Below are 23,261 nucleotides of genomic sequence, written 5' to 3'. Positions count from 1 at the left end.
CCACGCTAGCCCGGCCGCGGGTCCTCGAGCGGCGCCTGCTCAGCCGCGTCGCTGCAGGAGCATCACGCCGTCCAGGAGCACGGCTGCCGTGCCGTCGGGAGCGGTCACGGCGCGCTCCCTCGTCTCGACGAGCTCCGCGGTCCACTCGGCGGGGTCGAGGGCCAGCTCGGCGAGCTCCTCCTCGGGGCCGACGAGGTGCATCGCTCCGTGGCGGTTGTCGTCGCCGCTCGCCCACGGCGGGGGTGCGGCGTGCGAGACGACGGCGAGGCGGCCGCCGGGAGCGACGACGGAGGCCGCCCGCCGCAGCACGTCGATCCGCGGGAACTCGGCCATCGAGTGCAGGAAGCTCGCCGTCACCAGATCGAACTCCCCCACGACCGGCCAGTCCTCGGCGAGGTCGGCCTGCACGAAGTCCACGTCGGCGCCCCGCTCGGCCGCGGCCGCGCGCGCCCGGCCCAGCGCCGTCTCGGAGAGGTCGAGCCCGGTCACGCGCCAGCCGAGCGACGCCAGCCACAGCGCGTCCGCCCCCTCGCCGGCGCCGAGGTCGAGGGCGCGGCCCGGCGGCAGCGAGCCGACCAGCCCGACCAGCGTCGCGTTCGGCCGGCCCGACCAGATCCGATCGGAGTCGGCGTAGCGCGCCTCCCACTGCTCGCGTGCGGTGCTCATGCTGCTCCTCGTCCCCGGGGCGCAGAGGCACCCGCGTCGAGGATGCCGCGCCGCCGCTCCGGCCGCCAGCCGTCGTGCCGAACCGGCACGGGCACCCGTCCCGCGGACGACACGGCCGGACGGAGCCGCGGCGCCGCGCGGACCCGCCGGACGCACTTCCCCGACACGCCCCGCGCCGATTAGCGTCGGTGCATGGCCCTCCGACTCGAAGAGATCATCGTCGACTGCACCGACTTCCGGACCCTCGGGCACTGGTGGCAGGAGGCGCTCGGCTGGGACGTCGTGGACGAGGACGAGGACGGCATCGAGCTGCTCGCCCCGTCGGGCCGCGGGCCGAGCCTCCTCTTCCTCGACGTACCCGAGCGCAAGACCGTGAAGAACCGCCTGCACCTGGATTTCGTGCCGGACGACCAGGAGGCGGAGGTCGCGCGGCTGGTCGGCCTGGGGGCGACGCGGTCCGATGTCGGGCAGGGCGAGCAGTCCTGGGTCGTGCTCGCCGACCCGGAGGGCAACGAGTTCTGCATCCTCTCGGCGCGGGAGTGAGAGCGCTTCCACTTTCCAGGACGGTTGTCGGGAAAGCGCTTCCATGCGCACGCATCGAAAAAGATTCCGAGAAGTCAAGGGTAGAACGATCGTTCTCGACTCCCTAGCATCGCCTCCGACGCGTTTCCCGACCGGGAGCGCGCGGAGCCGAGGAGTCACCGTGACCACCTACGACAGACCCGTCGCCGCCGTCGGCATGACGCAGTCGCAGCAGCAGGGCGAGCTGCTCGCCGGCCGCGCCCTCGAGAACCGCGCCCTCGGCCTCTACGCGTACGCCTACCGCCTCACGCTGTCGGACTCCGCGGCGAGCGCCGCCCTCCGCCACGCGGCGGTCACCGTCCGCAGCGGACGGCCGCAGGGACTCGACGACACGGGCGCCCTCGACCTGATGCGCTCCGAGGTCGGACGCGCGAGCGTGCAGCGCGGCGGCTCCGCGATGGAGCGCGCCGAGCAGGCCCCGCCGGCGATCCGCGAGGACGACCTGCTGCGCTCGGGCTTCCACCGCCGCCTGCACGCCCTGCCGACGCTCGAGCGCCAGGCCTGGCTGCTCCGGCACACCGGCGGCCACGACGTCGACGCGATCGCGGCGATGCTGCAGGAGCCGGCGGAGCGCATCCGCTCGGCCCTCGCCTCGGCCGCCCGCACGCTGGTCGAGGGCGAGCTGGCCGAGAGCGAGTCCGCGGAGTAGCGCGGCACGAGGTGCCCGAGAGACGCCGGGTCCAGCCGGCGGCGCCCCTCAGGCGTCTGGGACCCGGCAGCGACTCGGCGCGACCGGGAGGACGGGGTCAGTCGAGGTAGTCGATGTCGTCCCACGGCTGGTGGACGTCACCGGTGTCGCGGTCGTCGTCCGGCACCTCGAGCTCCTCGAAGATCACCGGAACACCTGTCGAGATCAGGACGCTGACCTGGCGGTTGCCCACGATCACGAAGTCGACGAGGCCTCCTCCGGCCTGCGTCGCCTCGGTCGCCGACCGCTTCAGCTCGGCGACGTCGGTCCCCTGGGACAGCCCGTAGGTCTTGCCCTCGATGGTGACGGTGGTGCGGATCATGTGGCGCTGCTGCTCCTCGGCTCGATGGGTTCAGCGTACGAATCGCGACAGAGCGCTGCCAGGCCTTGCGGTGGAGGCCCGCGGCTGCCACGGGTGAAGGGGCCGGCTGAGGCGAGCGGCGTCCGGAGCCGAGGCCGGAAGCAGCGTGACGGGCCGCTCGGGCGGATCCGCCGCTCCTGACCTCGGTTCCGGACACCGGGCGGCGGAGTCAACCGGGCGCGCTCCACGGAGCTCCCGCCGTAGCGTGGAATCTGTCCGCACGTTCCGCATCCAGCGACAAGGAGGATCCGATGACCGAGAAGAACACTCCCGAGGACCCGCAGACCACCGACCCCGAGCACGTCGACCCCGAGACGGCCACCGACCCCGAGGGCGACCCGGTCGAGAACCCGTCGGGCTGACGCCCGCACCGGAACGGCCCGCGGCCACCGGGACACCGCTGAAAAGGCGGAGTCCCGGGGGTCGCGGGCCGTTCCCGTGTCCGGCGCCGCCATACTGACGGAGTGCAGGCCGAGGACGACGAGCGCAGGGATCTCGAGCGGATCCTGTCGGCCCGACCCCGCGACGACGGCGCCGACCGGGACGAGCGGCGCGAGGCGCTGCGACGGCTCGGCGAGCTGGAGGCGGAGGACGCGCCTCCCGGAGTGACGCGGTCCGGCGCTCAGACCGGCGCCGCGCCGTCCATGGCGCAGCCGGGCGCGGCGCATCCCTGGACGGCGACCGACTCGCTTCTCCCCCTGCCCGCGACCGCACTCCCGCTGTCGGCGACCGCCGGCTCCGGGACTCCGGAGTCGCCCGCCGAGCACCCCGACCGGCCGGCCCCGCGGACGCCGCACCCGCGCCGCCGCCGCCTCGTGCTCGCCGCCGCGATCGTCGGCGGAGCCGCGGTCGGCGCGATCGTCCCCACCGCGCTCCTCCTCCCTCCGCCCGCGGACCCCGTCGCCCCGCCGACCGCCTCCGCGGATCCCGCCGACCGCTTCGCCGCGCTCGTCGAGGGCTGGGAGCCGACCACCGACGTCCCGCCGGGCCTCGCCCTGCTCGCCGGGGAGGCCGTCGTCTACGGCTCCGGGTTCGACACCGCCGAGAACGACCGCCTGCTGATCACCGAGCCGAACGGCACCACGGTGTGCCTCGCCGTGCAGCGCCCGGACGCGTCCTTCTTCGCCGGCTGCACCGGCTCGGAGGCGTTCTTCGCCGGGGAGCCCCTCCGGGTCAGCGGTACGACGCTCCGCAGCGGCGCCCCGGTGTACACGCAGATCCTGCTCCGCCCGGACGGGACGATCGAGGGCGGCTACCAGCTGGTGCCGGAGTCACCGCAGCCCGAGGCGGAGGAGTCCGGATCGGTGGAGTCCGGAACGGTGGATTCCGGGTCACCGGACCCCGCGACCAGCGAGCCCTGAACCGCCGAGGCCGCGACCAGCGAGCCGTGAGCCCGCGACCAGCGAGCCGCTAGGCGCGCGTCGCCTCCGCCGCGTCCGCGATCACCTCGGTCGCGGACGCCGTCCGCTCCCACACCGCGCGCTGCCGCTCGGCGCCCGTGCCCCGCGCCAGGACCCGCTCGACGCCGCACGCCGCGACCTCCTCGTCGCCCGACTCCGCCAGCGCCCGACCCGCGTGGTCGAGCAGGCGCGCCAGTACCGCGGAGGCGGGGACCGGGCAGCCGTCGACCGGATCGATGAGGTCGCCGGTCGTGCCGTGGCGGCTCGCCAGCCAGGAGGAGACGGCGATCACCGGAGTCGGCAGCGGCATGGGCGGGACCCCGGCGCCCGCGTCGCGCACGGCCGTCTCGGCGAGCGCCCGGATCAGGACGGCGATCAGCGCCGAGTCCTCGGCGTGCAGCGGGACATCGGCGATGCGCACCTCGACGGTCGGGTGCGCACGGGAGAGACGGGCGTCGAAGTAGAGCATCCCCTCGTCCAGCAGCACGCCGCAGGAGGTGAGGGAGGCGACGACGCTCCGGTACTGCTCGAGGTCGCCCCAGATCCCGACCGGGCCGGCGGTGGGCCAGCGCCCCCACGACTGGTAGCGCCAGCTGGCGAAGCCGGTGTCGACGCCGGCGCTCAGCGGGGAGTTGGTGCTCAGGGCGAGGAGGGCGGGCAGCCAGCCGCGCAGCCGGTCGAGGACCGCGATCCCCTCCTCCGGCGACCCGATCCCGACATGGACGTGCAGGCCGCAGGTGAACTGCTCGCGGGCGACGAGGCCGAAGCGCTCGGCCATCCGGTCGTAGCGCTCGTCGGCCGAGAGGTGCGGCTCGAACGCGGCGGGGCTGGTCGCGACCGCGACGGCGCGGGCGCCGACCTCGCGGGCGGAGTCGTCGGCCAGGCGGCGGCCCTCGCGCAGTCCGGCCAGCAGCGCGTCGTGCGTGCGGGCGGGAGCGCCGACCGCCTCGATCTGCTCCGCCTTGAGCTCGGCGGCCAGGGCGACCGCCGCGGAGCCGCGGACGGAGCCGAGCAGCAGCGGCGCCGCGGGCGTCGGGAGGAACGTGCCGGCGTCGACGAGGAGGTACTCCTCCTCCACCCCGAAGGTGCGGGCGCTCATCGGAGCGCCTTCCGCCCGAGTCCCCCGCCGCAGCCCACCCGGTCATCCCACCGTGCCGGGCGCCCGCCGGGCAACCGTCCTCGGCCGATGTTCAGCGTCGGGACGCCCGCGACGCCGGTCCGCGGGCGGGCTGTCAAGGCCGGGTGCCGCCGGGCGCGGAGCGGCAGGATCGGAGCACACCCAGAACCGGAGGTCCCCGTGCCCGACAGCACTCCCGAGCAGGCCGAGTACGACGTCGCCGTCATCGGCGCAGGACCCGCGGGGACGGCCGCCGCCCTCCGCGCCGCGGAGCTGGGAGCGCGCGTGGTCGTGCTCGAGGCCGCGCGCGTCGGCGGCACCTGCGTCAACACCGGCTGCGTGCCCACCCGCGTCCTCGCGAAGACGGCGCGGATGATGCGCGAGACCCGCTCCGCCGGCGACTACGGGATCGAGATCGGCACTCCCGTCCTCGACTGGGCCGCGACCGTGCGCCACGTGCACGAGCGCGTCGACCTGGTGCGCTCGATCAAGCGCGAGGCGCAGCGGTTCGAGGAGGCGGGGGTCGACCTGATCCACGAGGGCCGCGCCCGCTTCGTCGACGAGAGCACCCTCGTGCTCGACAGCGGGAGGCGGATCCGCGCGCGCTCGATCATGGTCTGCGTCGGCGGGCACTCGCGGCGGCTGCCGATCCCGGGCGCCGAGCTCGCGACCGTGCCGGAGGACGTGCTCGGGCTGACCGAGCTGCCGCGCCGCGTCGCCGTGATCGGCGGCGGCAACACGGGCGCCCAGCTCGTCACCGTCTTCAATGCCTTCGGCTCCGAGGTGACGCTCCTCGACGTCGCCCCGCGGATCCTGATGACCTCCGACTCCAGCATCTCCGAGCACGTCGGCGCCGCCTTCGAGCGCCAGGGCGTCCGCGTCCGCACCGGGATCGAGACGGTGTCGGGCATCGAGCGGCAGGACGACGGCTCGCTCGCGATCGCGTGGCGCGAGGGCGGCGAGGACCGGACGGCCGAGGTCGACGTGGTGATCATGGCCACCGGCTGGCCCGCCGACGTCGAGGACCTCGGACTCGAGAACGCGGGCATCGAGGTCGTCCGCTCGGCGATCCCCGCCGATCAGTACTTCCGCACGGTGGTGCCGCACATCTTCGCGGTCGGCGACGCGAACGGGCGCGACATGCTCGTCCAGGCGGCGCAGTTCGAGGCGGAGGCCGCCGCCGAGAACGCGGTGCTCGGCGCGAACCGGCGCACGCCCCAGTTCCTCCTGCCCGCGGGCGGATTCACGGACCCGGACTACGCGGGCGTCGGCTTCACGCAGGAGCAGGCCCGCGAGCGCGACCCGCAGTGCGTCGTCGCCTCGGTGCCGTTCTCGCACCTGGACCGCGCCGTCATCGACGACCGCGAGAACGGGTTCCTCACGCTGATCGCCGACCGGCGCCGCGAGCTGCTGCTCGGTGCGCACGCGGTCGGCGAGAACGCGATCGAGGTCGTGCAGTCGGTGACCACGGCGATGGCGGCCGGAGTCGACCTCGCGACCCTCGCGAACGTCCGCTTCGCCTACCCCACCTACAGCGCGGTGATCGGGATGGCGGCGCGCGCCCTGCTGGCCGAGCCGGCGCGCCCGACCGAGCTGGACTGACGCGCTACCCGATCCTCGGAGGCGGCGCCAGCCCCGAACCGGCGGCCCGCCGCCTCCGAACAACTGGAGACGGGCACTCCGCCCGCCCCGCCGAGAGGAACCCCTGTGCCGATCCCCGCTGTCGACTACAACCACGTCCGACTCACCGTCCGCGACATCGCCGTCTCGCGCCCCTTCTACGACTCCGTCTTCGGCTTCGACGTCGCCTTCGAGGCGCCGCCGGCCGACGCGTCGCCGGAGGAGAAGGAGCAGCTGGCGTTCGTGTTCGGCGGCGTGATCTACCAGTTCCCGGGCGGACTGCTCGGCCTGCGCCCCGTCGCGCCCGGCGACGACCGCTTCGACGAGGACCGGGTCGGGCTCGACCACGTCAGCTTCACCGTCCCCGACCTCGACGCGCTGAAGGCGGCCGCGGCCGTGCTCGACGACCTCGGCATCGCCCACGAGCCGATCAAGGACGCCGGCGGCATGAGCCTCCTCGAGTTCCGCGACCCCGACAACATCGCGCTCGAGATCACGTCCCCGAGCTGATCGGAGCAGCGCGCGCACGATCGGGCGGGTCTCACCCGGCCTCCACGCTGATCGAGTAGCGCGCGTATCGAGATCCCCCACGCTCTAAGGGGCGGGTCTCGATCCGCCGTTGCGCCGCTACTCGACCAGCAAGGGTCCCCGCCGTGCTGATCGAGTAGCGCGCTCAGCGCGCGTCTCGGGATCCCCGCGAACCCACGGAGCGCGGACTACGGACGACGTCGACGGTACGGAGTCGTCGTCGACACCCGGACCAGGCCCGCGCGCTCCAGGATGGGCCGCGAGTACTCGGTCGAGTCGCTGTGCACGAGGGTCTTCCCGAGTGCCTGGGCGGAGGCGGCGCGGGCGGCCGTGACCAGGCCGTAGAGCCCGCGTCCGCGGTAGTCCGGCAGCGTCGCTCCGCCCCAGATGCCGGCGAAGGCGGTGCCCGGGACGGGCTCGAGCCGGCCGCCGGACGCCATCCGCCCGTCGACCTCGGCGACCCACAGCTCCATGCCGTCGCCGCGCGCCAGGCGGGCGACGAGCGAATCGGCGATCGACACGTCGACCTCCTCCTCGAAGGCGGCGTCGATCATGGCGCTGAACGCGCGGACGTCCGGCTCGTCGATGACGCGCCGCAGCACGACCCCCTCCGGGACCGGCCGGTCCGAGAGCAGCGCCTCGACCGGGCCGATCATGATCGACTCGGCCTCGTCCGGCGCGAAGCCGTTCGCGACGAGCGCGTCGTGCAGGCCGGGGGCCTCGTCGTGGCCGCGGGTCTTCCACTCGACGCGGGTGATGCCGGGATCGGCGTCGAAGTGCGCGCAGGCCGCGGCGACCAGGCGGGCGATCTCCGCGGAGGAGGCGCCGGCGAGGTCGCGGTAGGTGACGAAGCCGCGTCCGCCGGCGAAGGTCACCAGACGCAGAGGCCCTTCGCGCGTCACGGAGACGGCGCTCGGGGTCTCGGCGTCGGAGCGGAGCTGGTCGTCGTAGGCGCGGAGGTAGTCGGAGCTCATCGCCCCGACGCTACCCCCGGACCCGGGCGATCAGGTCCTGGATGAAGGGGATGACGTCCTTCGCCTGGTCGACGCTGGCGAATCCGGTCGCGACGAGCGGCCAGATCGAGCCGATGAGCGTCGCGATGACGGCGGCCACTGCGGCGACCCAGGCGAGGGCCGCGTTGCGGGAGAGGAACGCGACCGCGAGGCAGGCCAGGCCGACCGCGTAGCTGAGGACGATCGAGAGGACGATCGCGCCGACCGGGACGTCGAGCGCCCCGGCCGTGGTGCCGTCCGCCGCGCCGATCAGCCCGAGGACGGGCAGCAGCACGGCGACGACGACCACGAACGAGAGCACGACGCCCGTGCCGAGCGCGATCCAGGCCGCGCGCGGCTTGCGTCGCGCGCCGTACGAGCGGGTGCGCACGGGACTACTCCCGACCGGCGGCGGACGACGCGCGGTCGTCCTCGGAGCGGTGGGCGTGGGCGTCGTCGGACGCGGCGTCGCGATCGGCCGCGGCCTCGTCGCGCTCGACGTGCTCGGACTCCTCCGCAGGAGCGACCTCGACGGTCGCGGTGCGGGGGTCGCCGTCGTCGTCGACCGGCTCGACCTGGACGCGGACCACGAACTCCGCGGTCTCGACGACGGCCGGGGCCGCGTGCGTCTCGACGCGGGGGTCGTCCTCGTCGCGCTCGGCGGCGCGCTCGTCGTCGGCCGTCTTCTGGGCGGCTGCGCGCTCGTCGCGCTCGTCGCGCTCGTCGGCCGCACGGTCCATCGCGTCCGCGGCGTCGTCGGCGGCGTCCGCCAGGCGTCCGCGGGCGGAGTCGACGGCACCGGAGACGGCGTCGCGGGCGTTCCCGGCGGCCTCCACGGCGGAGTCGCGGGCGTCGGACACGGCGCGCTTGGCGGTGTCGACGAGCGGCTCCTCGTCCTCCTCCGGCTTCTCGATCGGGTCGAACGGGCCGTGGACGTCGGTCGCCTCGACGTTGACGACGACGTGGCCGCCGGCGACCGGCTCCGCCACGCGCTGCACCTGATCGCGCACGGCGTCCAGGACCTCGCGGACGGGGTGGGGGTACTCGACGACGAGGTCGATGTCGACGGTGGTGACGCCGTCGGCCTTCGAAACCGTGACTCCGGGGACGGTGCTGGTGCCCAGCACGCGGCGGGAGGCGCGGTCGAGGCCGCGGGCGACGGCTCCGCCGAGGTGGTGGACGCCGGACACGCGCTGGGCGCTCTCGCCGGCGGCGGTCGCGACCCGGCTCTCGGACGACTCGGGCTCGGACGGCTTCCCGTCGCGGCGGGCGGACTCGCGCCGGCTCTGCTCGTTCGGGGTCGGCTGCTCATCGGTGCGGATGCGCTCGACGGTGCCGGGCTCCATCGGATCGGACATGGGGTGCTCCTTCAGAAAGACTTCCATCCCGCCTGAGCGGGGCTCTCCGGCCCTCCCGATCGGGAGGGCCGGACGGTGGTGCCGGCGGCTACTGCACGCGGGCGGTGCCGCTCATCTTCGTCCGCAGACCGCTGACGATCTGGATGACGACGGGCGTCTCCTCGCCGAGGAGGGCGTCCCACTGGCGGACGGCCTGGTCGACCGTCTGCCGGGTGCGGGCGGGCGAGGCGCCGCGGCGGGTGTGCGCGGTGACGCGCAGCACCTTCTGGTGCTTGATCTCGAACGCGGTCACGTCGACCGCGACGATGGACGGCTCCTGCGACAGGGCCTCCTCGAGGACCTGCTCGGCGACCTTCGCGTCGATGGTGACGGAGCCGCCGGTGGGCGTCCCCGCTCCCTCTCCGGAGCCGACGCGCAGCAGCGTGGAGGTGCGGCCGCGGCCCTGGCGCACGATGAAGCGCACCAGCAGCAGGATGAGGACGAGCGCGACGACCGCGATGACCCAGAGGATCCACGGGGTGCCGCCCGAGAGGGCCTGGCTCGTGGGGTCGGCCGCGTCCTGCGCAGCGGTGGACACGTTCTCCTGCACCTGCGGGAGCAGCGACCCCACCGCGACGGCGCCGCCGGCGAGGAGGAGGACGAGGCCCACGACGAACAGGAGCAGCCGGTTGAGGAATCGGTTCGTGGTGGTCATCAGCGGACCGTTCCCTTCTCGGACAGGCGCACCTTGGAGCGCAGGCGCGGGGTGCAGTCGAACGTGGCGAGCTCGGCGTCGACGGCCTCGCGGATCGGCGTGACGTCGACGCTGCGGCCGGAGGTGCGGGAGACCGTCACGTCGACGACGCGGGATCCGACCGACACCGACACGTTGTCCGGGTCGACGTCACCGGCGTAGCCGGCGGTGCGGGCGACGGCCTGCGCGATGACGCGGTCGTCGACGATCGCCGCGGTGCGGTCGGTGCTGACGGCGCGACGGCCGCGACGGCCGGGCTTGAGCGACACGACGATCAGGACGAGCCCGATCAGCGCGAGCACGGCGCCGGCGGCGGCGGTCAGCGCGATGGGCGCCGCGGCCGCGTTGAGCAGCGAGGACGCTCCGTCCTGCGGGGCCACGAGCAGCGCGGGCTGGCCGAGGACGGCGAGGACCGCCTCCGTGCCCAGCCACGCGAACAGGAGGATGAGCAGGACGGCGAGGACGATCGCCGATCCGGAGCGGGACGAGTGCGTCTCGCGCCGCACCAGGCGCGGGTAGAGCGCCCGGCCGGCAGTGGTGGGAGTCGTCACGACACCCTCCTTCGTTCTCGGAGGTCGGCACCGGTGATCCGGAGGTCGACCCGGCCGATCGTGGAGCCCGTCAGTTCGAGGCAGCGCGAGCGGATGGTCGTCTGCGCCCGGCTGAGTCGGTCCAGCAGCGTCCCGGAGGAGCGGCGGCCCGTCTCGCCCAGGGGCGTGACGTGGATGGGGGCGTGCGCGACGACGTGGAGGCGTCCTCCCTCGTCGTCGAGCTCGACGGACACGTCGGACGAGTTCACGTCCAGCGCCTCCGCGGTGACGGCCGACACGACTCGGCGCACGGCGCGCGAGCTGATCGTCGTGCGGCCGTGGCTGGCCTCGTCGGCCATCACCGCCGCGGTCACGAGGACCGCCGCCCGCGGAGGGTGTCGCCGAGGGAGCGAAGGTCGAGCTTGCCCTCGACGACCCGCCCGACGCCGTAGCCGATCGCCATGGCGAGGGCGACCCAGAGGAGCGCCCAGAAGCCGAAGACGAGGGCGGTCAGCGCGAGGACCGCGCCGAGGACCAGGCCGATGTGGGACGGAGTCACTTGACGCGGCTCTCGGTCTCGTCGTCCTTGTCGTCCGAGGGGATGAAGACGTCGGAGATGGTGACGTTCACCTCGGCGACCTCCATGCCGACGACCGAGGAGATGGCCTCGGAGACGGCGGAGCGGATGCTGTCGGCGAGCTTCTGCAGCGCGACGGGGTACTCGGCGACGACGGTGATGTCGGCGGCGACCTGCTTCTCGCCGACCTCGACGGAGATGCCCTGGCCGCGGTCCTGCGCGTTGATCGCGTTGCGGATGGCGCCGATGGCGCGGGCGGCGCCGTTGCCCAGGTCGTGCACGCCGGGGACCTCGCGGGCCGCGATGCCGGCGACCTTCTCGACGACGCCGTCGGCGATCGTGTTCTTGCCGGCCGAGGTGGCGGTGCCGTGCTTGGCCGAGGAGGCGTTGGCGAGGCTGGTGGGGGTGACGTTGGTCATGATCTTCTCCAGATGGTCAGAGGTCGTGGCCGGGGCCGCGGTGCTCACGATCCGTGGCACATGATGAAGACGTGGCCCGGGGCCCGGACGTCCCGGTGGCTCAGCCAAGGTGCAGGGAACGTCGAGCGGAGATGCGTTTCGCGGCCACCGGCGTCCACAGGCCTCGGCGGCGTACTCGCTGAGCGGCCAGCGGAGTGCACAACCGCGTCAGGCCGCGGTCGCCGTCCCCGCCGGGAACCGGCGGTCGCGCCGACGGGTGAGGGCGCGGCGCCAGGCGGGGCTCCACCGCTCCTCGACGACCGCGTTGAGGCCCCAGGACAGCAGGAGGACGACGCCGAAGGCGACGAGTCCGGCTCCGTCGCGGCCGATCAGCGGCCAGAGCGCGCTGATGATCGCGCTGCCCACGACCAGATGGAGGATGTAGAGCGAGTAGCTGATCCGCCCGAGCCAGAGCAGCGGCGCCCATCGCAGCACGGCGGTCCGGCGCCGCACCGCGACGACCGTGACGGCCGCGCAGACGCCGAGGACGACCGCTCCGTCCGGCCCGCCGTGGAGGAGCTGGGCGTTCAGGGCCGCGATCAGAGCCGCCGGCACGGCGAGGAGCTCGAAGCGCCCCTGCCGTCGCGAGAGGAACAGCAGCATTCCGACGCAGAAGAGGGGTCCGTACTCGGCCAGCGTCAGGTTCGCCAGGACCCGGACGGCGACCGGCGCCGAGACGACGTCGACGCCTCCCGAGACGAGGTGGGCGGCGACGGAGGCGGTCGCGGCGACGCCGAGCCAGACGACCACCAGCACGCGGACCAGCCGATCCGTGAACCGGCACTTCGTGAGGACGAGCACGAGCAGCACCAGCAGGTAGAACTGCATCTCGACGGCCAACGTCCAGAACGCGCCGTTCACGTTGGGTACCAGCAGCAACCGCTGCACCATGGTGAAGTTGAGCAGCAGCTCCAGCGGCGTGAGGTCGGTGCCGGGGACGCGGGCGAGAGCGCCGACGACGATCGAGACGACCACCGCGATCCAATAGGCCGGGTAGAGGCGGCTGACGCGGGAGATCGCGAAGTCCGACGGCCGCCGCGCGCGGTCCGCGGACATCAGGATCACGAAGCCGCTGATGACGAAGAAGAGCTGGACGCCGAACTCGCCGAACGGGAGCGCGAAGGATCCCGGCGGTGCATCGGGATGATCGAGCGAGAACGCGGTGGTGAAGTGGTAGACGACCACGCCGAGGGCGGCGAGGCCGCGCAGACCGTCGAGCTCGACGAAGCGTGACGCCACGGCTCCCCCGCTCCGGAGCCCCCGCCCCTCGCTCGAGTGTTCCAGAGCGCTCCGGCCGCCCGCGCGTCGGCCGTCCGTCGTTCCGCGCCGCGCCCGGCACCCGCCTCGACCCGCATCCCGGCGGCGGAGGCGCGGGGAGGGCGGCGCTCAGCTCTCGGGACGGATGCGGAGCGCGCGGGCGAGGGCATGCCGACCTGACCGAGCGGTTCGTCGCGGATGCGATCGCGTCGGCCTCGCGCATGACCGAGCGCGGACTCCTCCCCGCGGAGGAGCAGCGCGTCAGGCCTCGTGCAGGTGGCGGTCGAGCGTCATCCAGTTCTCCCGGCTGAGACGGGCGGCGCCGTCCGTGTCGCCCGCGCGGAGGGACTCCACGATCGCGCGGTGCTGCTCCACGGATCCGCGGGCCGCGAGGGAGGCGAAGCGCTGGCGCTCGGCACGGCGGATGAGCGGAGTGGCCTGCTCGAGCACGTCCTCGATCATCCCGTTGCCACTGAGCCCGGTGAGCACCGCGTGGAACGCGTCGTCGGAGCGCAGCGCCAGCTCGACGTCGCCCTCCGCCAGCGCCCGCGCGAAGTCGTCGTTCGCCGACTCCATCGCGGCGAGCGCCTCCGGAGTGACGGCCGGGCCGGCGAGGCGCGTGGCGAGCTCGTGCATGGCGGCGGCGATCTGCTGGGCGTCGCTGATGCTCTCGGCCGTGGCGGGGGTCACGATCGTCGCCCGGCCGGGCTTGGCCGAGACGAGGCCGACGCGGGCCAGCCGGAGCAGCGCCTCCCGGATCGGCGTCCGGCTGACTCCGAGCCAGGCCTCGAGCTCCTGGTCGCGGAGGCGCTCCCCCGGCTCGAAGGTCCCGTCGACGATCGCGTCGCGCAGGGCGCGGTAGACGTCGTCGCGGAGGAGGGACCGGGGGGTGACGGCGGTCGTCTTCGGGATGGGCATACGGCGACGATAGCACCGCGCGATATATTGCATATGCCACTCGACCGCCGCCACCGGCGCCACTCCACCGACACCGCGCCCGCTCCGCTCACCGCGAGCCGGGTGTCGAGCGGGAGCGGCTCCCACCGGTCGCCCGAGCAGAAGTCGGCGCGGTCCCGGTCCAGTCCGCTCGTCGTCACGACCTCGCCGCCGTCGAGCGCGACCAGCGTCTGCATCCCCTCGTCCTCGGACCGGTCGGGCCCGGACCAGGAGATCCCGGTCCGCTCCTCGACCGACTCCGGCGACTCGTAGGGGCAGACGACGAGGAAGTCCGAGCCGTCGACGCCGTCCACCTCCGCGAGGGCGAACGATCCGCCCGCGGCGGCCTCGGCGGCGTCCTCGACGCCGGGGCCGGGATCCGCCGCGCCCGCGCAGCCGACGAGCAGCAGCGCGGACGAGAGGACGACCGCGGCAGCCCGGGTCCGGCGGCCGGAGGCGGCCCCTCGGCCCGCCCGCCCCGTCACCGCGTCGCCCGCACCGCGTCGAGGATCAGCTGCGCGACCGCGTCCGGCTCCGAGACCGTCACGGCGTGCGACGCGTCGATCTCGACCGCGGTGGAGCGGGCGCGCTCGGCCATGAACCGCTGCGACTCGGCGGGGACGGCGAGGTCCTGACGCGTGATCAGGGTCCAGGAGGGGATGCTCCTCCACCCGGCCGCAGTGGCCGAGTCCTCGAGCGCGGCGGCCGCGATCGGCCGCTGGGTCGCGGCCATCAGAGCGGCGGTGGGCTCGTCGACGTCGGCCGCGAAGACCTCGCGGAACCGGTCCTGCTGGATGTAGAGGTCGTCGCCGGAGAACCCGCCGGACGCGAAGAGGACGGGGGTCAGGGCGGGGCCGAGCTCGCCGCCCGGGAACCTCCCGGCCAGCTCCCCGGTGCTCTCGCCCGGCTCCAGGAGGAAGCTGGCGACGTAGACGAGCGCCCGGACGTTCGCCGCGCCCTCCGCCGCCTCGCTCGCGACGGAGCCCCCGTAGGAGTGGCCGGCGACGACGACGGGTCCGTCGATCCCGTCGAGGACGCTGCGGAGGTACTCGGCGTCGGGGGCGAGCCCGCGGAGGGGGTTGGCGACCGCGAGGACGGGCAGGCCCTCGGCGAGGAGCCGGGAGGCGACTCCGTTCCAGCTGGACGACTCGGCGAACGCGCCGTGGACGAGGACGACGGTGGCCCGGTCGCCCTCAGGGGTGAACGCGGACGTGGACATGGCTGCTCCTTCGGGATGAGGTGGTCGGACGACTGCATGCAATATATTGCATGCAGGTAGAAGAAGGCGAGAGGGTGGCGGGAAATTCCCGAGGCGGATGAACGGAGTGGTCCGGTCGCCCGGTCGGGGCCTCCCGGCGAGCCGAGCGGTCGGCTCGCGTCGTCATCGACCTGCGCATGCGCGCCGACGTCGCCCGGGGTGAGACGCTCGCGACGGAGTGGACGCCTCCTGCCGGGCCGTTCCTGCTTGGAGGCGCGCGGACACGATGCCCCCACCGGCGCCGGAGAAGCCTCGCGCTCCTCGATGAGCGAGAGGACATAAGCTCGCACACGTGGCAGCCGGCGCAGTGATGTACAACTTCGCGATACAGCTGGCTGATGTGGACCGCGGCGTCTACGAGGACATCACGCTGCGGGCCGCTCGGCACCCCTCCGAGACCGACGCGTACATGATGACGCGCGTGCTCGCGTACTGCCTCGAATACGTGGAGGGGATCACCTTCAGCGAGGGGATCTCGTCGACGGCGACCGAGCCGGCGGTGCTGGTCCGCGATCTCACCGGCAGGCTGACCACGTGGATCGAGGTGGGCGCGCCGGATGCCGAGCGACTGCACTTCGGGAGCAGACTGGCCGACCGCACGACGGTCTACACGCATCGCAACCCGGAGAAGGTGATCGCGGCGTGGTCCGGCAAGCGCGTCCACCAGCTCGAGCAGATCACCGTGCAGAGCTTCGACCAGGGGTTCCTGGATGCCGCGGTCGCGGTACTCGAGCGCCGCAACACGCTGACCGTGTCGGTCGTCGAGGGGCAGCTGTATCTCGAGTTCAACGGCGTGACGTCGAGCAGCGACATCCACGTGCATCAGCCGGGCTGAGCCGGCGCCGAGTGTCACGAGGTCCGTGTCCGGAAGACCGGTCGGAGGACACAATGGAGCAAGACGGCAGAGCACTCGCCGCCGACGAGACCGTTGTACATCACCGGACCTCACCTGTCGCGAGCGTGCACGTCGGGGCGGTGGTGACCTGGCTGGCGATCTCTCCTCTGGTCACCATCGGGATGACAGTGCCGGCCCTCGTCGCGGACGAGTGGCCTCCTGTTCTGCGGGCCTTCGTCCTGACCGCCGTCGTGGTGCCGCTCGCCGTCTACCAGGTCGCGCCGCGGCTGCTCCTCCTGCACGGCCGGATCGTCGCCTTCCGCGGACGTCGCCTAGCGGCCCGAGGCTGAAGTCGGACGCTGACGACCCTGGACGCCGAGGGGCTCGAGGCCGCTCCTCGTCGAGTGGGGTCTCGGTGAGCCGGTCGCGGGGGATGGTGGCGGGGGATGCCTGCTCCTCGACGCTGCGGGTGTTGAGTTCGAGGAGTCCCTCGGGGGTGAGTGCGGCGCTGATCGAGTCGATGATCCTTCGCTAACGCCGAGGGCCGCTTCCCTGAGGAAGCAGCGTAAGTGGCGGCGGAGTACCGGGCGCTGTGCCGCGGGTGAATGAGACGCTGCGACGACTCGCCGACCAGTGATCCCCAACGTCACGTACGGCGGGGACATGGGCGGTCTCGTGCGCTACCTCGCGGGCGAGGGGCGCGCGAACGAGCACACCGAGCAGCACTTGATCGCGGGGAACCCGGCGATCATGGCGATGCACGGTGAGAGCGTCCTCGACCAAGCCGAGGCCGCCGCGATCGCGGCAGAGTTGAACGAGTACAAGAACTTCTTCGGCGTCGAGGTGACCCGCCACGAGAAGGTGTTCGACAAGGACTCCGGCGAGTAGATCGGCAGCAAGCGCGTCGCCGCTGACGTCTGGCACTGCTCCCTCTCACTGCGTGCGGAGGAGGGGCAGCTCACCGATGAGCAGTGGGGACGGATCGCGACCGATTTCGTGGACCGGATGTGGTCCGCCGGCGAGTCCTCCGCGAAGGCGGACTGCCGGTGGATCGCCGTGCGGCACGGGCTGTCGAAGAACGGCAACGACCACATCCACATCGCTGTCTCCGCGGTGCGCGCCGACAGGACGAAGGCGCACGTCGCGTATGACAAGGCGCTCTCGTAGACGGTCAGCCGTCAGCTGGAGAAGGAGTACGGGCTCGAGCCGTTGCACGCGCCCGAGCGTGAGCTGGGGGAGCGCGGCGTGCAGCCGGCCGCGCGCGAGTCCGCGCAACGCCGCGGCGCCGTCGAGGTCGACGCTCACCGGCTCGAGCGCGCGGTCCGATCGTCGGCATCAGCATCCGCGGACGAGGCGGAGTTCGTACGCCGCATGCGCCAGGCCGGCGTGCTCATCCGCCCTCGCTACGCGGCAGGCCGCGACGACGTCGTCGCCGGCTACTCGGTCGCCTTGCGTCCCTAGAAGGGCACGCCCGTGGTGTGGCACGGCGGCGGGAAGCTCGCCCGAGACCTCACTCTCCCGGAGCTGCGGAAAGGTTGGCCGGACGCACCACAGTCCGCGCAGACAGCGGTCGACGAGTGGCGCGCGACAGCGAAGAACCCGTGGCGCTACGAGCCCGTCGCACCCGGCCGCGAAGCGACCGAACTCTCCAGCGACCTCCACTCCGCCCACGCGTAGGACGTGAGTCGTCTACACGACTATTTGAGTCGAGTGGATCGCGCCACCTGGGCGCATGCAGCCCGCGAAGCATCAGGCGCCTACGCCGCGTGGTCGCGGCGACTCGAGCCGACGCCCGGGCCGCTGGCCGAAGCATCGCGGACCCTCGCCCGCTCCGCGCATCTGCGTGCGCACGAGTCGACGCCGCGGCCGGCGGGGATGCCGTCGATGGCCGGCACGACGATGCTGATCCTCGCGACCGCCGGGAAGCGGAGCAAGGCCGCCGAGGAGGCCATGCTGCTGCGCCAGATCGTGCGCACCACGCGCGCGATCATGGACGCCCACAAGGCCGCCGGCGATGCCCGCCGCACGCGCGAGCTCGCCGGGACGATCCGGAACCAACTGAAGACAGTCCACGAGGGCTACAGCGCGCAGATCCAGAAGAACGCCTGGGACGCCCTGCCCGAGGACACCCGCCGCGCGCGCGAGACGGTACAGGCGAGCTTCTCGACCGGAACTCCCGTCCCGACGAAGCTCACGAAGGCGGAGCCGACCGTCACCTCGACCGCTGCCCCGCAGCGCGGCACCGAGCCGCGCGAGCGCGACGGACACGACCGCTAGACCGACACCAGTGAAGGGGTGGCATCACTATGGCTGACGACGACGGAGGCGTGGAGGAGTCCATCAACTCGTCCGCACGGATCGCGCTCACCATCGCGATCCAGCTCGGCGAGAAGCTGGCCCGCGCGTACCAGGAAGCGATGCGCGAAGCGCAGCAGCGCAGTGCGATCGAGCCGCGCGAGCTCGCGACCCGCTACGAGGGAGAACGGGCATCCGCGCGACAGGCAGTATCGGTCGTCAACGATCCCCAGTGGTGGGATCAGGCGAGCGTGCGCGACGTCGCCCGCGTCGCAGAGACGGCGGCCGCGTGGAAGGACGCGGACCCGCAGATCGCGTCCGCCAGCGCACTGATCGCGTCAGAGGCGAAGGAGCGCTACGGCGTCGACGTCGCCACGCTGCAGGGCAACGCCCGCGACACCCCAACCGAGCTGGACCTCGCGAAGCAGTGGGCCACCACCGCGGCGCCCGAGGGGTACCACCGCCACGACGAGGACAGTCTCACGATGCCTGTCGGCGACACCCGCGAGCCCAACCCGGCGGCCGAGCGGGCGCTCATCGCGGACTACCGCGCGGCGGTCGCAGGAGACATCCCTGCGATGCACCTGAGCCTCGCGGAGGAGTGGAAGCGCGCCAACGATCCGGTCGGCTACCAGGACTACCGCGTCGAGACGGCCGTCGCCTTCGATGACGACGGACGGGTGCAGCCCGCGGACCCTGCCGTGGCCGAAGCCGCCCGCGCAGCTCTCGTGCAGGAGTGGCGCACGGACCAGGCCGGCGGCCCGGCCGTCGACGCCGGAGACTCTGAGCGGGCACAGTCTCAGCGGGACGTGACCGAGGCTCAGGTGATGATCGCGGAGGCAGACCGCCTTGACCGCGCCAACGACGCATCCGCTCAGGTCACACCGACCGAGATCCCGATCGACCCCGCACATCGCGCGGACGAGCTCGAGCAGCAGGCCGCCCAGTACGACCGCGACGCGGATGCCGGCGGCACGCCCACCCAGAGTCGAGAGGAGCTGCGCACTTTGGCCGAAGACGCTCGATCCCAGGTCGCCCTCTACCGTGACGACAACGGTGGCCAGAGCGTTCCTGCGGCGACGGACGAGGGACGTGCAGCCGCGGCCCGCTCCGAAGGGGAACTCGCGTACGACAGCGCGGAGCGCCGGGCTCACACCGCGAACGCGATGCAGGCCCAGAACGTTCCGCTGGAGCAGATCATCGCGCGGATGACCGTGGACGCCTCCTTCGCGACTCCCGCTCGTGGAGAAGACCTCGCAGCGCGGACACGGGTCCCGTCGACGCGCGGAGGACGCGGGCAGGGCCGCCAAATCGAGCGATCCGAACCCGGACGCTGAGCTGTGCTCTTCGTCGTTGACGTTGCACTCGTACTCGTTTCAAACGTCGCGCAGATGTCATCTCGAAGACTCCGATCCTCGAGGCGCCGGGTCCCGGCGGCCCGCACAACTTCGCATGGGTTGCAATACGACGCTCGGTAGCCGCCGCCGCTCGATGGACTGAGGATTTTCGTTAGGAGAGCCTGAAACAAGTACGGCTGGCGGTGCAGATGCAGTCACTCACTATGGACCTGAGAACTGAGTTTAAGTCAGTTACCGGCGTCTATAATGGCTTCATGGCAAAGAATCGGTTTCCTGGACAGACATGCATATTTTGTCTCGACCCCAGCTTTGGAGTCGGCGAGCACGTGTGGCCGTTGTGGTTTCTCCAGGAGTTTCATGGGGAGGGACCCTTTACTGCCGCGCGTGCGGGTAAGCCCTATGTGAAGCGCGACGAGACTCCTCACACCTCAGATTCCCTGCAGGGCGTTCATGTGCCCGCATGCGCCGAGTGTAACGCGATCCTCAATCGGACTCTCGAAGAGCCGGCAAAGCCAATCATTAGGCGGATCCTAGAGCATGCAGATTCCGAAGACAGCCTGCCGCTGCCGGCGGACGAATGCGGGGCACTCGCTCGATGGTTGCTTAAGGTTGGACTCCTCTCCGCCCATCCCGCTGCCGAGTACGACCACCCGGGCCTCCAGCGAGACCTCGACATGCCAAGGCTCGCGACAGTGGAGTCCGAATGGTTGGACTGGATGCGAGCGGAAATTGACCCGCCCGACGGCTTTTCCGTGTACATCACCCGACGGGATCTGCGTGGCGAGGACGGCATTGTGAACGCACCGCAGCAAATACTCCTCCCACAGGTGATTGTGGACGGCGTGAACCTCAACTTTATGAGCACGTCCTTCGGGCTGACCGGATTAAACGCCACCATCGTCTGGCATCCCGGATGGCCGATCACGCATCCTCAGGTGGAAATTGAACGTGCGGTGCAGCTCTGGCCCGAACCGCAAAGCGTGGACTTCGGCCTACTGCCAATTGTTTCTCCCAAGGAGCTTGTGTTCTGGGATGGCGCCATCGGTCAGCAGACACACACGACGGCATCCTTCGAACGAGCGGCTGAGGTTCCGCTCAGCGTGCACTCTGACCCGTTTGTAGCATTTTTCGGTGACGCCGGTGACACCGGTGACGCCGGTGACCACGAGCACTAAGGCTCCGGCACGCTTAAATCACCTCATGGCGGCAGTTCTCCGATAACCATTATTATGTCAGTTCGTGTGCCGTTAGGAGCTGCAAGAACCCCTTCAGTTGTCACAGCTGAACGCTCACCGTGGTTTTGCGTCAGCCACCGTTCTGACTAAGCCTGCGTCTTATCCTCTTCGGCCTGGGCCATCAGAACAACGTTTCGAGCGCTCACGAGTCTCGTTAATGCGTGGCCTCTTCGGAACTCCCGTAAGTTCTCTGAGGTTATATTAAAGCTCTCTGAATCGTTGCTGATGTTGGCTAAGAAAAAGCCAAGATCGATAGAGTATCCAGTCATCAGTTGAAGTGCATGCTCATCGTCTGGCCGGTTACTTATGAGATAACGAAGAGCTTGGATTCTGCGCAGCATAAACGCTGCAGCTCCACGGAGATCAGTCAGCTCGGCAGGGTCTGCGTCAGCAGGCGCCCTATCGGGTGAACCGATATCAAAGGACCAGCTTTCCACATCGGGAAGAAAGCTGTCTTTGATTGCTGCATAAAGCGGTCCGCTCGCCGTATACCAGTCGACAAGCGCAGTCGTCTCAGATGTCGGTTCGACAGGATTCAATGGGCTCTAATTCCTATTTGAGGGGCACGATTGCCTCGTCTTAACGGATGGCGAGAGTTACTTCCTCCGGGTTGGCAAAGACCGACGCCGCTCTGCGTTCTTTCGAATAGGAGGCAGAGTTTAATGCGGTTAGACCTAAGGGCGGGCCACAGGCTCCTGCTTTCCCACCCAATTGGTATAAAGGGGCGCGATGAATGATTTGGTTGGCAAGAAGACTGATGTTTATGTCGCCATCCGTGACACCTGCAAGCTCTGTGGCCGCCGTAAGTACGTTCGATCCTCGAGTGGCATCTTCAGCAATAGGTCCTCTATCCGAAATTGTTTCGGCCAACCTATTTGCTTCAGCAGAGCTGGGTGCAAGTACGCGAATGGCGCGAGCGAGGATTGCCATCCTCGCAAGGTCTTGATCAGACAACTGTGCGAGCTTGCTGGTGACGGACTGGTCACCGCCGGCTGCCGCCGGGGGGTCTAGGACTTCCACAAGTCCGGTGTGGCCCACTGGGTTGGAGTTCCACCCGTCTGCGGTCGCGACGTCGGGCTGGGCTGCTGCTCCGACTGCCTGCGGCGCTGGTGCGATGAGGCCGAGCATCACGGTGGTCACGTAGATCCGAGCGCGCCGTAGCAAAGATGCTCCCATGATCGCGCGCGTCTTCCGGGGGTGGTAGGTCACTGGGCCGCACTCCCTCCTAGGCGTGCGCTGATACTACCCACAGAGGAGGGGCCGCAGTGCAGTTTTTGCATCACGTTTTTACCTCAGGGTCACCGCCGTCGGTCAGACGCGATTGAGCTCGGCTTCCAGCTCGCGTCGACGGGCGTTGCGGTACTCGCTCATCAACGCTTCAGCGCTCACGTCCTCGTCGGCCTCGTAGACGTCTGCTACCTCGACCAGTTGATCGCGCAGCCAGTGAGAGAGATTCACGTCTTCTGGGAGCGCCTCGGGGTGCTTCTGGACCAGCTCGTGATATGCGATGGCGGCGAGGCGTTGGTAGAGGTCGGCGTGGAGCTTGACGCTCAGCTGCTTCGTCTCATGGAGATTACGCGGGCGCGCCATGTAGAGCCCTCCTTTTAGCGGTTCGAGATAGCTAAGCCCAAATTCTAGCGATTGCGCGAGGTAAAGCGAAACCCACAGTATTTTCGCAGGTTAACGCCGACGCGCACTTCGATGTAGCTGCGTAATTGTTTCCGTGATACGTTTTGGTCAGGTCCTTGAAAACTACAGAGCGAGCGGCTCCAGCCACGAGGTGGCTGGAGGTGGAGTACAGCGTGGGTGTTCAGATCGAGGCGACCCCGCGAGTACTCGACCAAGCGCTCCTGGGTCTTGGAACCCATCGGCGCACACGGGGTCGGCGGTCGGCCCTCGTGATCCCATCTAGATCCAGGAATGGAGCACTCGTCATGCTTTTTCGAACCCACGTGATCGCCGAGTCCAACGCCCTCAGCGCTCTTCGAGCGTCGATCCGGTCGGACGCGGCTGTCAACGGCCGTGTCTCTCAGGACGGAGCGGTCAATACCGGCAGCTCGAGCAGCAGCTGCACGGACTGGCGCGAGCCGGCCCGCTGATCGCGCTCGCTGGTACCGAGCAACTCCTGACCATGCGGAAGATCGCCGAATTCAGCACGTTGATCGTGTCGATTCGTTCGAACGCCTCAGATGAAGGCATCACACTCCAGGACGGCAACAGCGGCTCGTGCAGTTGATGTTCCGGAGGCCCCGGGCACTGAACAACATGTTCGGAGTCCGTTTCACCCGAAAAGATCCTCGGAAGGAAAGACCATGGGAAAGTTCTCGAATTTGAGCGTGCTCGCTGTGTCGGTGCGCTCCGATGTCGCAATGAACGGCGCCGTCGGGCAGTGCGGCAGCGGCGGCAACTGCGGCAACAGCGGCTCGTCCAGCAACGGCGGCGGCGGCGGCGGCTGCCACGCACTGCCTCCCCAGTAA

Annotated in this window: 30 protein-coding genes; 15 read left to right on the top strand and 15 right to left on the bottom strand. The window is 70.9% G+C overall.

Features of this window, described 5'->3' with window-relative positions:
* Window positions 1-39: 39 nt before the first annotated feature.
* A complete protein-coding gene (locus C5C29_RS08920) occupies window positions 40-666 on the bottom strand; it encodes a class I SAM-dependent methyltransferase (protein ID WP_104308278.1) in 627 nt (208 codons plus the stop codon).
* A gap of 192 nt (window positions 667-858) precedes the next feature.
* Between C5C29_RS08920 and C5C29_RS08915 the strand changes: the two genes are divergently transcribed.
* Window positions 859-1,209 (top strand): VOC family protein, encoded by a 351-nt coding sequence (locus C5C29_RS08915; RefSeq protein WP_104224051.1) that lies wholly within the window; start codon window positions 859-861, stop codon window positions 1,207-1,209.
* A 160-nt stretch (window positions 1,210-1,369) separates the two neighbouring features.
* Window positions 1,370-1,897, top strand: a complete 528-nt coding sequence (locus C5C29_RS08910) for a hypothetical protein (RefSeq protein ID WP_104224052.1) — start codon at window positions 1,370-1,372, stop codon at window positions 1,895-1,897.
* Between the two features lie 97 nt (window positions 1,898-1,994).
* Here the strand turns inward: C5C29_RS08910 and C5C29_RS08905 are convergent, their stop codons facing one another.
* Window positions 1,995-2,258 (bottom strand): hypothetical protein, encoded by a 264-nt coding sequence (locus C5C29_RS08905; protein ID WP_104224053.1) that lies wholly within the window; start codon window positions 2,256-2,258, stop codon window positions 1,995-1,997.
* Window positions 2,259-2,761: 503 nt separating this feature from the next.
* On the opposite strand from C5C29_RS08905, the gene C5C29_RS08900 reads away from it, so the two are divergent.
* Window positions 2,762-3,658: a hypothetical protein gene (locus C5C29_RS08900; RefSeq protein ID WP_104308277.1), complete on the top strand. Its 897-nt coding sequence runs from the start codon at window positions 2,762-2,764 to the stop codon at window positions 3,656-3,658.
* A gap of 49 nt (window positions 3,659-3,707) precedes the next feature.
* Here C5C29_RS08900 and C5C29_RS08895 read toward each other — a convergent pair whose 3' ends face one another.
* Entirely contained in the window at window positions 3,708-4,796 is a 1,089-nt protein-coding gene (locus C5C29_RS08895; RefSeq protein WP_104308276.1) for a glutamate--cysteine ligase, read from the bottom strand.
* A 198-nt stretch (window positions 4,797-4,994) separates the two neighbouring features.
* Between C5C29_RS08895 and C5C29_RS08890 the strand changes: the two genes are divergently transcribed.
* Both C5C29_RS08890 and C5C29_RS08885 read left to right on the top strand, forming a co-directional pair.
* Window positions 4,995-6,416, top strand: a complete 1,422-nt coding sequence (locus C5C29_RS08890) for an NAD(P)/FAD-dependent oxidoreductase (protein WP_258061280.1) — start codon at window positions 4,995-4,997, stop codon at window positions 6,414-6,416.
* A gap of 105 nt (window positions 6,417-6,521) precedes the next feature.
* Complete coding sequence (locus tag C5C29_RS08885; RefSeq protein ID WP_104223996.1) at window positions 6,522-6,944, top strand: VOC family protein; 423 nt, start codon at window positions 6,522-6,524, stop codon at window positions 6,942-6,944.
* Window positions 6,945-7,150: 206 nt separating this feature from the next.
* Here C5C29_RS08885 and C5C29_RS08880 read toward each other — a convergent pair whose 3' ends face one another.
* The 10 genes from C5C29_RS08880 to C5C29_RS08835 form a co-directional block, all read right to left on the bottom strand.
* Window positions 7,151-7,936 (bottom strand): GNAT family N-acetyltransferase, encoded by a 786-nt coding sequence (locus C5C29_RS08880; protein ID WP_104223995.1) that lies wholly within the window; start codon window positions 7,934-7,936, stop codon window positions 7,151-7,153.
* 10 nt (window positions 7,937-7,946) lie between these two features.
* Complete coding sequence (locus tag C5C29_RS08875; protein WP_104223994.1) at window positions 7,947-8,345, bottom strand: hypothetical protein; 399 nt, start codon at window positions 8,343-8,345, stop codon at window positions 7,947-7,949.
* Window positions 8,346-8,349: 4 nt separating this feature from the next.
* A complete protein-coding gene (locus C5C29_RS08870) occupies window positions 8,350-9,312 on the bottom strand; it encodes an Asp23/Gls24 family envelope stress response protein (RefSeq protein ID WP_181128805.1) in 963 nt (320 codons plus the stop codon).
* An 88-nt stretch (window positions 9,313-9,400) separates the two neighbouring features.
* Window positions 9,401-10,006: a hypothetical protein gene (locus tag C5C29_RS08865; protein ID WP_104238125.1), complete on the bottom strand. Its 606-nt coding sequence runs from the start codon at window positions 10,004-10,006 to the stop codon at window positions 9,401-9,403.
* The gene (locus tag C5C29_RS08860) at window positions 10,006-10,596 is read right to left on the bottom strand and encodes a DUF6286 domain-containing protein (protein WP_104269574.1); all 591 of its coding nucleotides are present in this window, start codon (window positions 10,594-10,596) and stop codon (window positions 10,006-10,008) included. Before C5C29_RS08860 ends, C5C29_RS08865 begins: the two co-directional genes overlap by 1 nt.
* Window positions 10,593-10,949, bottom strand: coding sequence for a hypothetical protein (locus tag C5C29_RS08855; RefSeq protein WP_244230558.1), 357 nt, complete (start codon window positions 10,947-10,949; stop codon window positions 10,593-10,595). Before C5C29_RS08855 ends, C5C29_RS08860 begins: the two co-directional genes overlap by 4 nt.
* Entirely contained in the window at window positions 10,946-11,134 is a 189-nt protein-coding gene (locus tag C5C29_RS08850; protein WP_104223990.1) for a DUF2273 domain-containing protein, read from the bottom strand. The genes C5C29_RS08855 and C5C29_RS08850 overlap by 4 nt, the downstream gene beginning before the upstream one ends.
* Window positions 11,131-11,571 carry an Asp23/Gls24 family envelope stress response protein gene (locus tag C5C29_RS08845; protein WP_104223989.1) on the bottom strand — a complete coding sequence of 147 codons (441 nt, stop codon included), beginning with the start codon at window positions 11,569-11,571 and terminating at the stop codon, window positions 11,131-11,133. The genes C5C29_RS08850 and C5C29_RS08845 overlap by 4 nt, the downstream gene beginning before the upstream one ends.
* Before the next feature lie 207 nt (window positions 11,572-11,778).
* Window positions 11,779-12,849, bottom strand: coding sequence for an acyltransferase (locus tag C5C29_RS08840; protein WP_181128803.1), 1,071 nt, complete (start codon window positions 12,847-12,849; stop codon window positions 11,779-11,781).
* A gap of 279 nt (window positions 12,850-13,128) precedes the next feature.
* Window positions 13,129-13,785: a GntR family transcriptional regulator gene (locus C5C29_RS08835; RefSeq protein ID WP_104308272.1), complete on the bottom strand. Its 657-nt coding sequence runs from the start codon at window positions 13,783-13,785 to the stop codon at window positions 13,129-13,131.
* A gap of 33 nt (window positions 13,786-13,818) precedes the next feature.
* Here C5C29_RS08835 and C5C29_RS08830 point away from each other — a divergent pair, with 33 nt between their 5' ends.
* Complete coding sequence (locus C5C29_RS08830) at window positions 13,819-14,076, top strand: hypothetical protein (protein WP_104308271.1); 258 nt, start codon at window positions 13,819-13,821, stop codon at window positions 14,074-14,076.
* 208 nt (window positions 14,077-14,284) lie between these two features.
* Here C5C29_RS08830 and C5C29_RS08825 read toward each other — a convergent pair whose 3' ends face one another.
* Window positions 14,285-15,022 (bottom strand): alpha/beta fold hydrolase, encoded by a 738-nt coding sequence (locus C5C29_RS08825; RefSeq protein WP_104308270.1) that lies wholly within the window; start codon window positions 15,020-15,022, stop codon window positions 14,285-14,287.
* A 331-nt stretch (window positions 15,023-15,353) separates the two neighbouring features.
* On the opposite strand from C5C29_RS08825, the gene C5C29_RS08820 reads away from it, so the two are divergent.
* The 8 genes from C5C29_RS08820 (at window position 15,354) to C5C29_RS16815 (ending at window position 20,724) form a co-directional block, all read left to right on the top strand.
* On the top strand, window positions 15,354-15,896 hold the full coding sequence (locus C5C29_RS08820) for a YaeQ family protein (protein ID WP_104266521.1): 543 nt from the start codon (window positions 15,354-15,356) through the stop codon (window positions 15,894-15,896).
* A 53-nt stretch (window positions 15,897-15,949) separates the two neighbouring features.
* Window positions 15,950-16,246 (top strand): hypothetical protein, encoded by a 297-nt coding sequence (locus C5C29_RS17455; RefSeq protein WP_104308269.1) that lies wholly within the window; start codon window positions 15,950-15,952, stop codon window positions 16,244-16,246.
* 313 nt (window positions 16,247-16,559) lie between these two features.
* Window positions 16,560-16,784 (top strand): hypothetical protein, encoded by a 225-nt coding sequence (locus C5C29_RS08810; protein WP_146083477.1) that lies wholly within the window; start codon window positions 16,560-16,562, stop codon window positions 16,782-16,784.
* Window positions 16,785-17,063: a relaxase/mobilization nuclease domain-containing protein gene (locus C5C29_RS17665; protein ID WP_374953992.1), complete on the top strand. Its 279-nt coding sequence runs from the start codon at window positions 16,785-16,787 to the stop codon at window positions 17,061-17,063.
* 78 nt (window positions 17,064-17,141) lie between these two features.
* Window positions 17,142-17,357 carry a hypothetical protein gene (locus C5C29_RS08805; protein ID WP_146083476.1) on the top strand — a complete coding sequence of 72 codons (216 nt, stop codon included), beginning with the start codon at window positions 17,142-17,144 and terminating at the stop codon, window positions 17,355-17,357.
* Between the two features lie 423 nt (window positions 17,358-17,780).
* Complete coding sequence (locus C5C29_RS08800) at window positions 17,781-18,173, top strand: hypothetical protein (protein WP_219813778.1); 393 nt, start codon at window positions 17,781-17,783, stop codon at window positions 18,171-18,173.
* Between the two features lie 29 nt (window positions 18,174-18,202).
* On the top strand, window positions 18,203-19,528 hold the full coding sequence (locus C5C29_RS08795) for a hypothetical protein (protein ID WP_146083474.1): 1,326 nt from the start codon (window positions 18,203-18,205) through the stop codon (window positions 19,526-19,528).
* Window positions 19,529-19,803: 275 nt separating this feature from the next.
* On the top strand, window positions 19,804-20,724 hold the full coding sequence (locus tag C5C29_RS16815; RefSeq protein ID WP_146083473.1) for a hypothetical protein: 921 nt from the start codon (window positions 19,804-19,806) through the stop codon (window positions 20,722-20,724).
* 1,371 nt (window positions 20,725-22,095) lie between these two features.
* Here the strand turns inward: C5C29_RS16815 and C5C29_RS08785 are convergent.
* Window positions 22,096-22,374: a hypothetical protein gene (locus C5C29_RS08785; RefSeq protein ID WP_104308263.1), complete on the bottom strand. Its 279-nt coding sequence runs from the start codon at window positions 22,372-22,374 to the stop codon at window positions 22,096-22,098.
* 746 nt (window positions 22,375-23,120) lie between these two features.
* Between C5C29_RS08785 and C5C29_RS17140 the strand changes: the two genes are divergently transcribed.
* Window positions 23,121-23,261, top strand: a complete 141-nt coding sequence (locus C5C29_RS17140; protein WP_181128798.1) for a hypothetical protein — start codon at window positions 23,121-23,123, stop codon at window positions 23,259-23,261.

The sequence above is a fragment of the Rathayibacter sp. AY1H2 genome (assembly GCF_002931985.1).
Lineage (GTDB): Bacteria > Actinomycetota > Actinomycetes > Actinomycetales > Microbacteriaceae > Rathayibacter.
The sequence above is the reverse complement of the archived record's forward strand: the minus strand, read 5'-3'. Positions and strand labels throughout refer to the sequence as shown.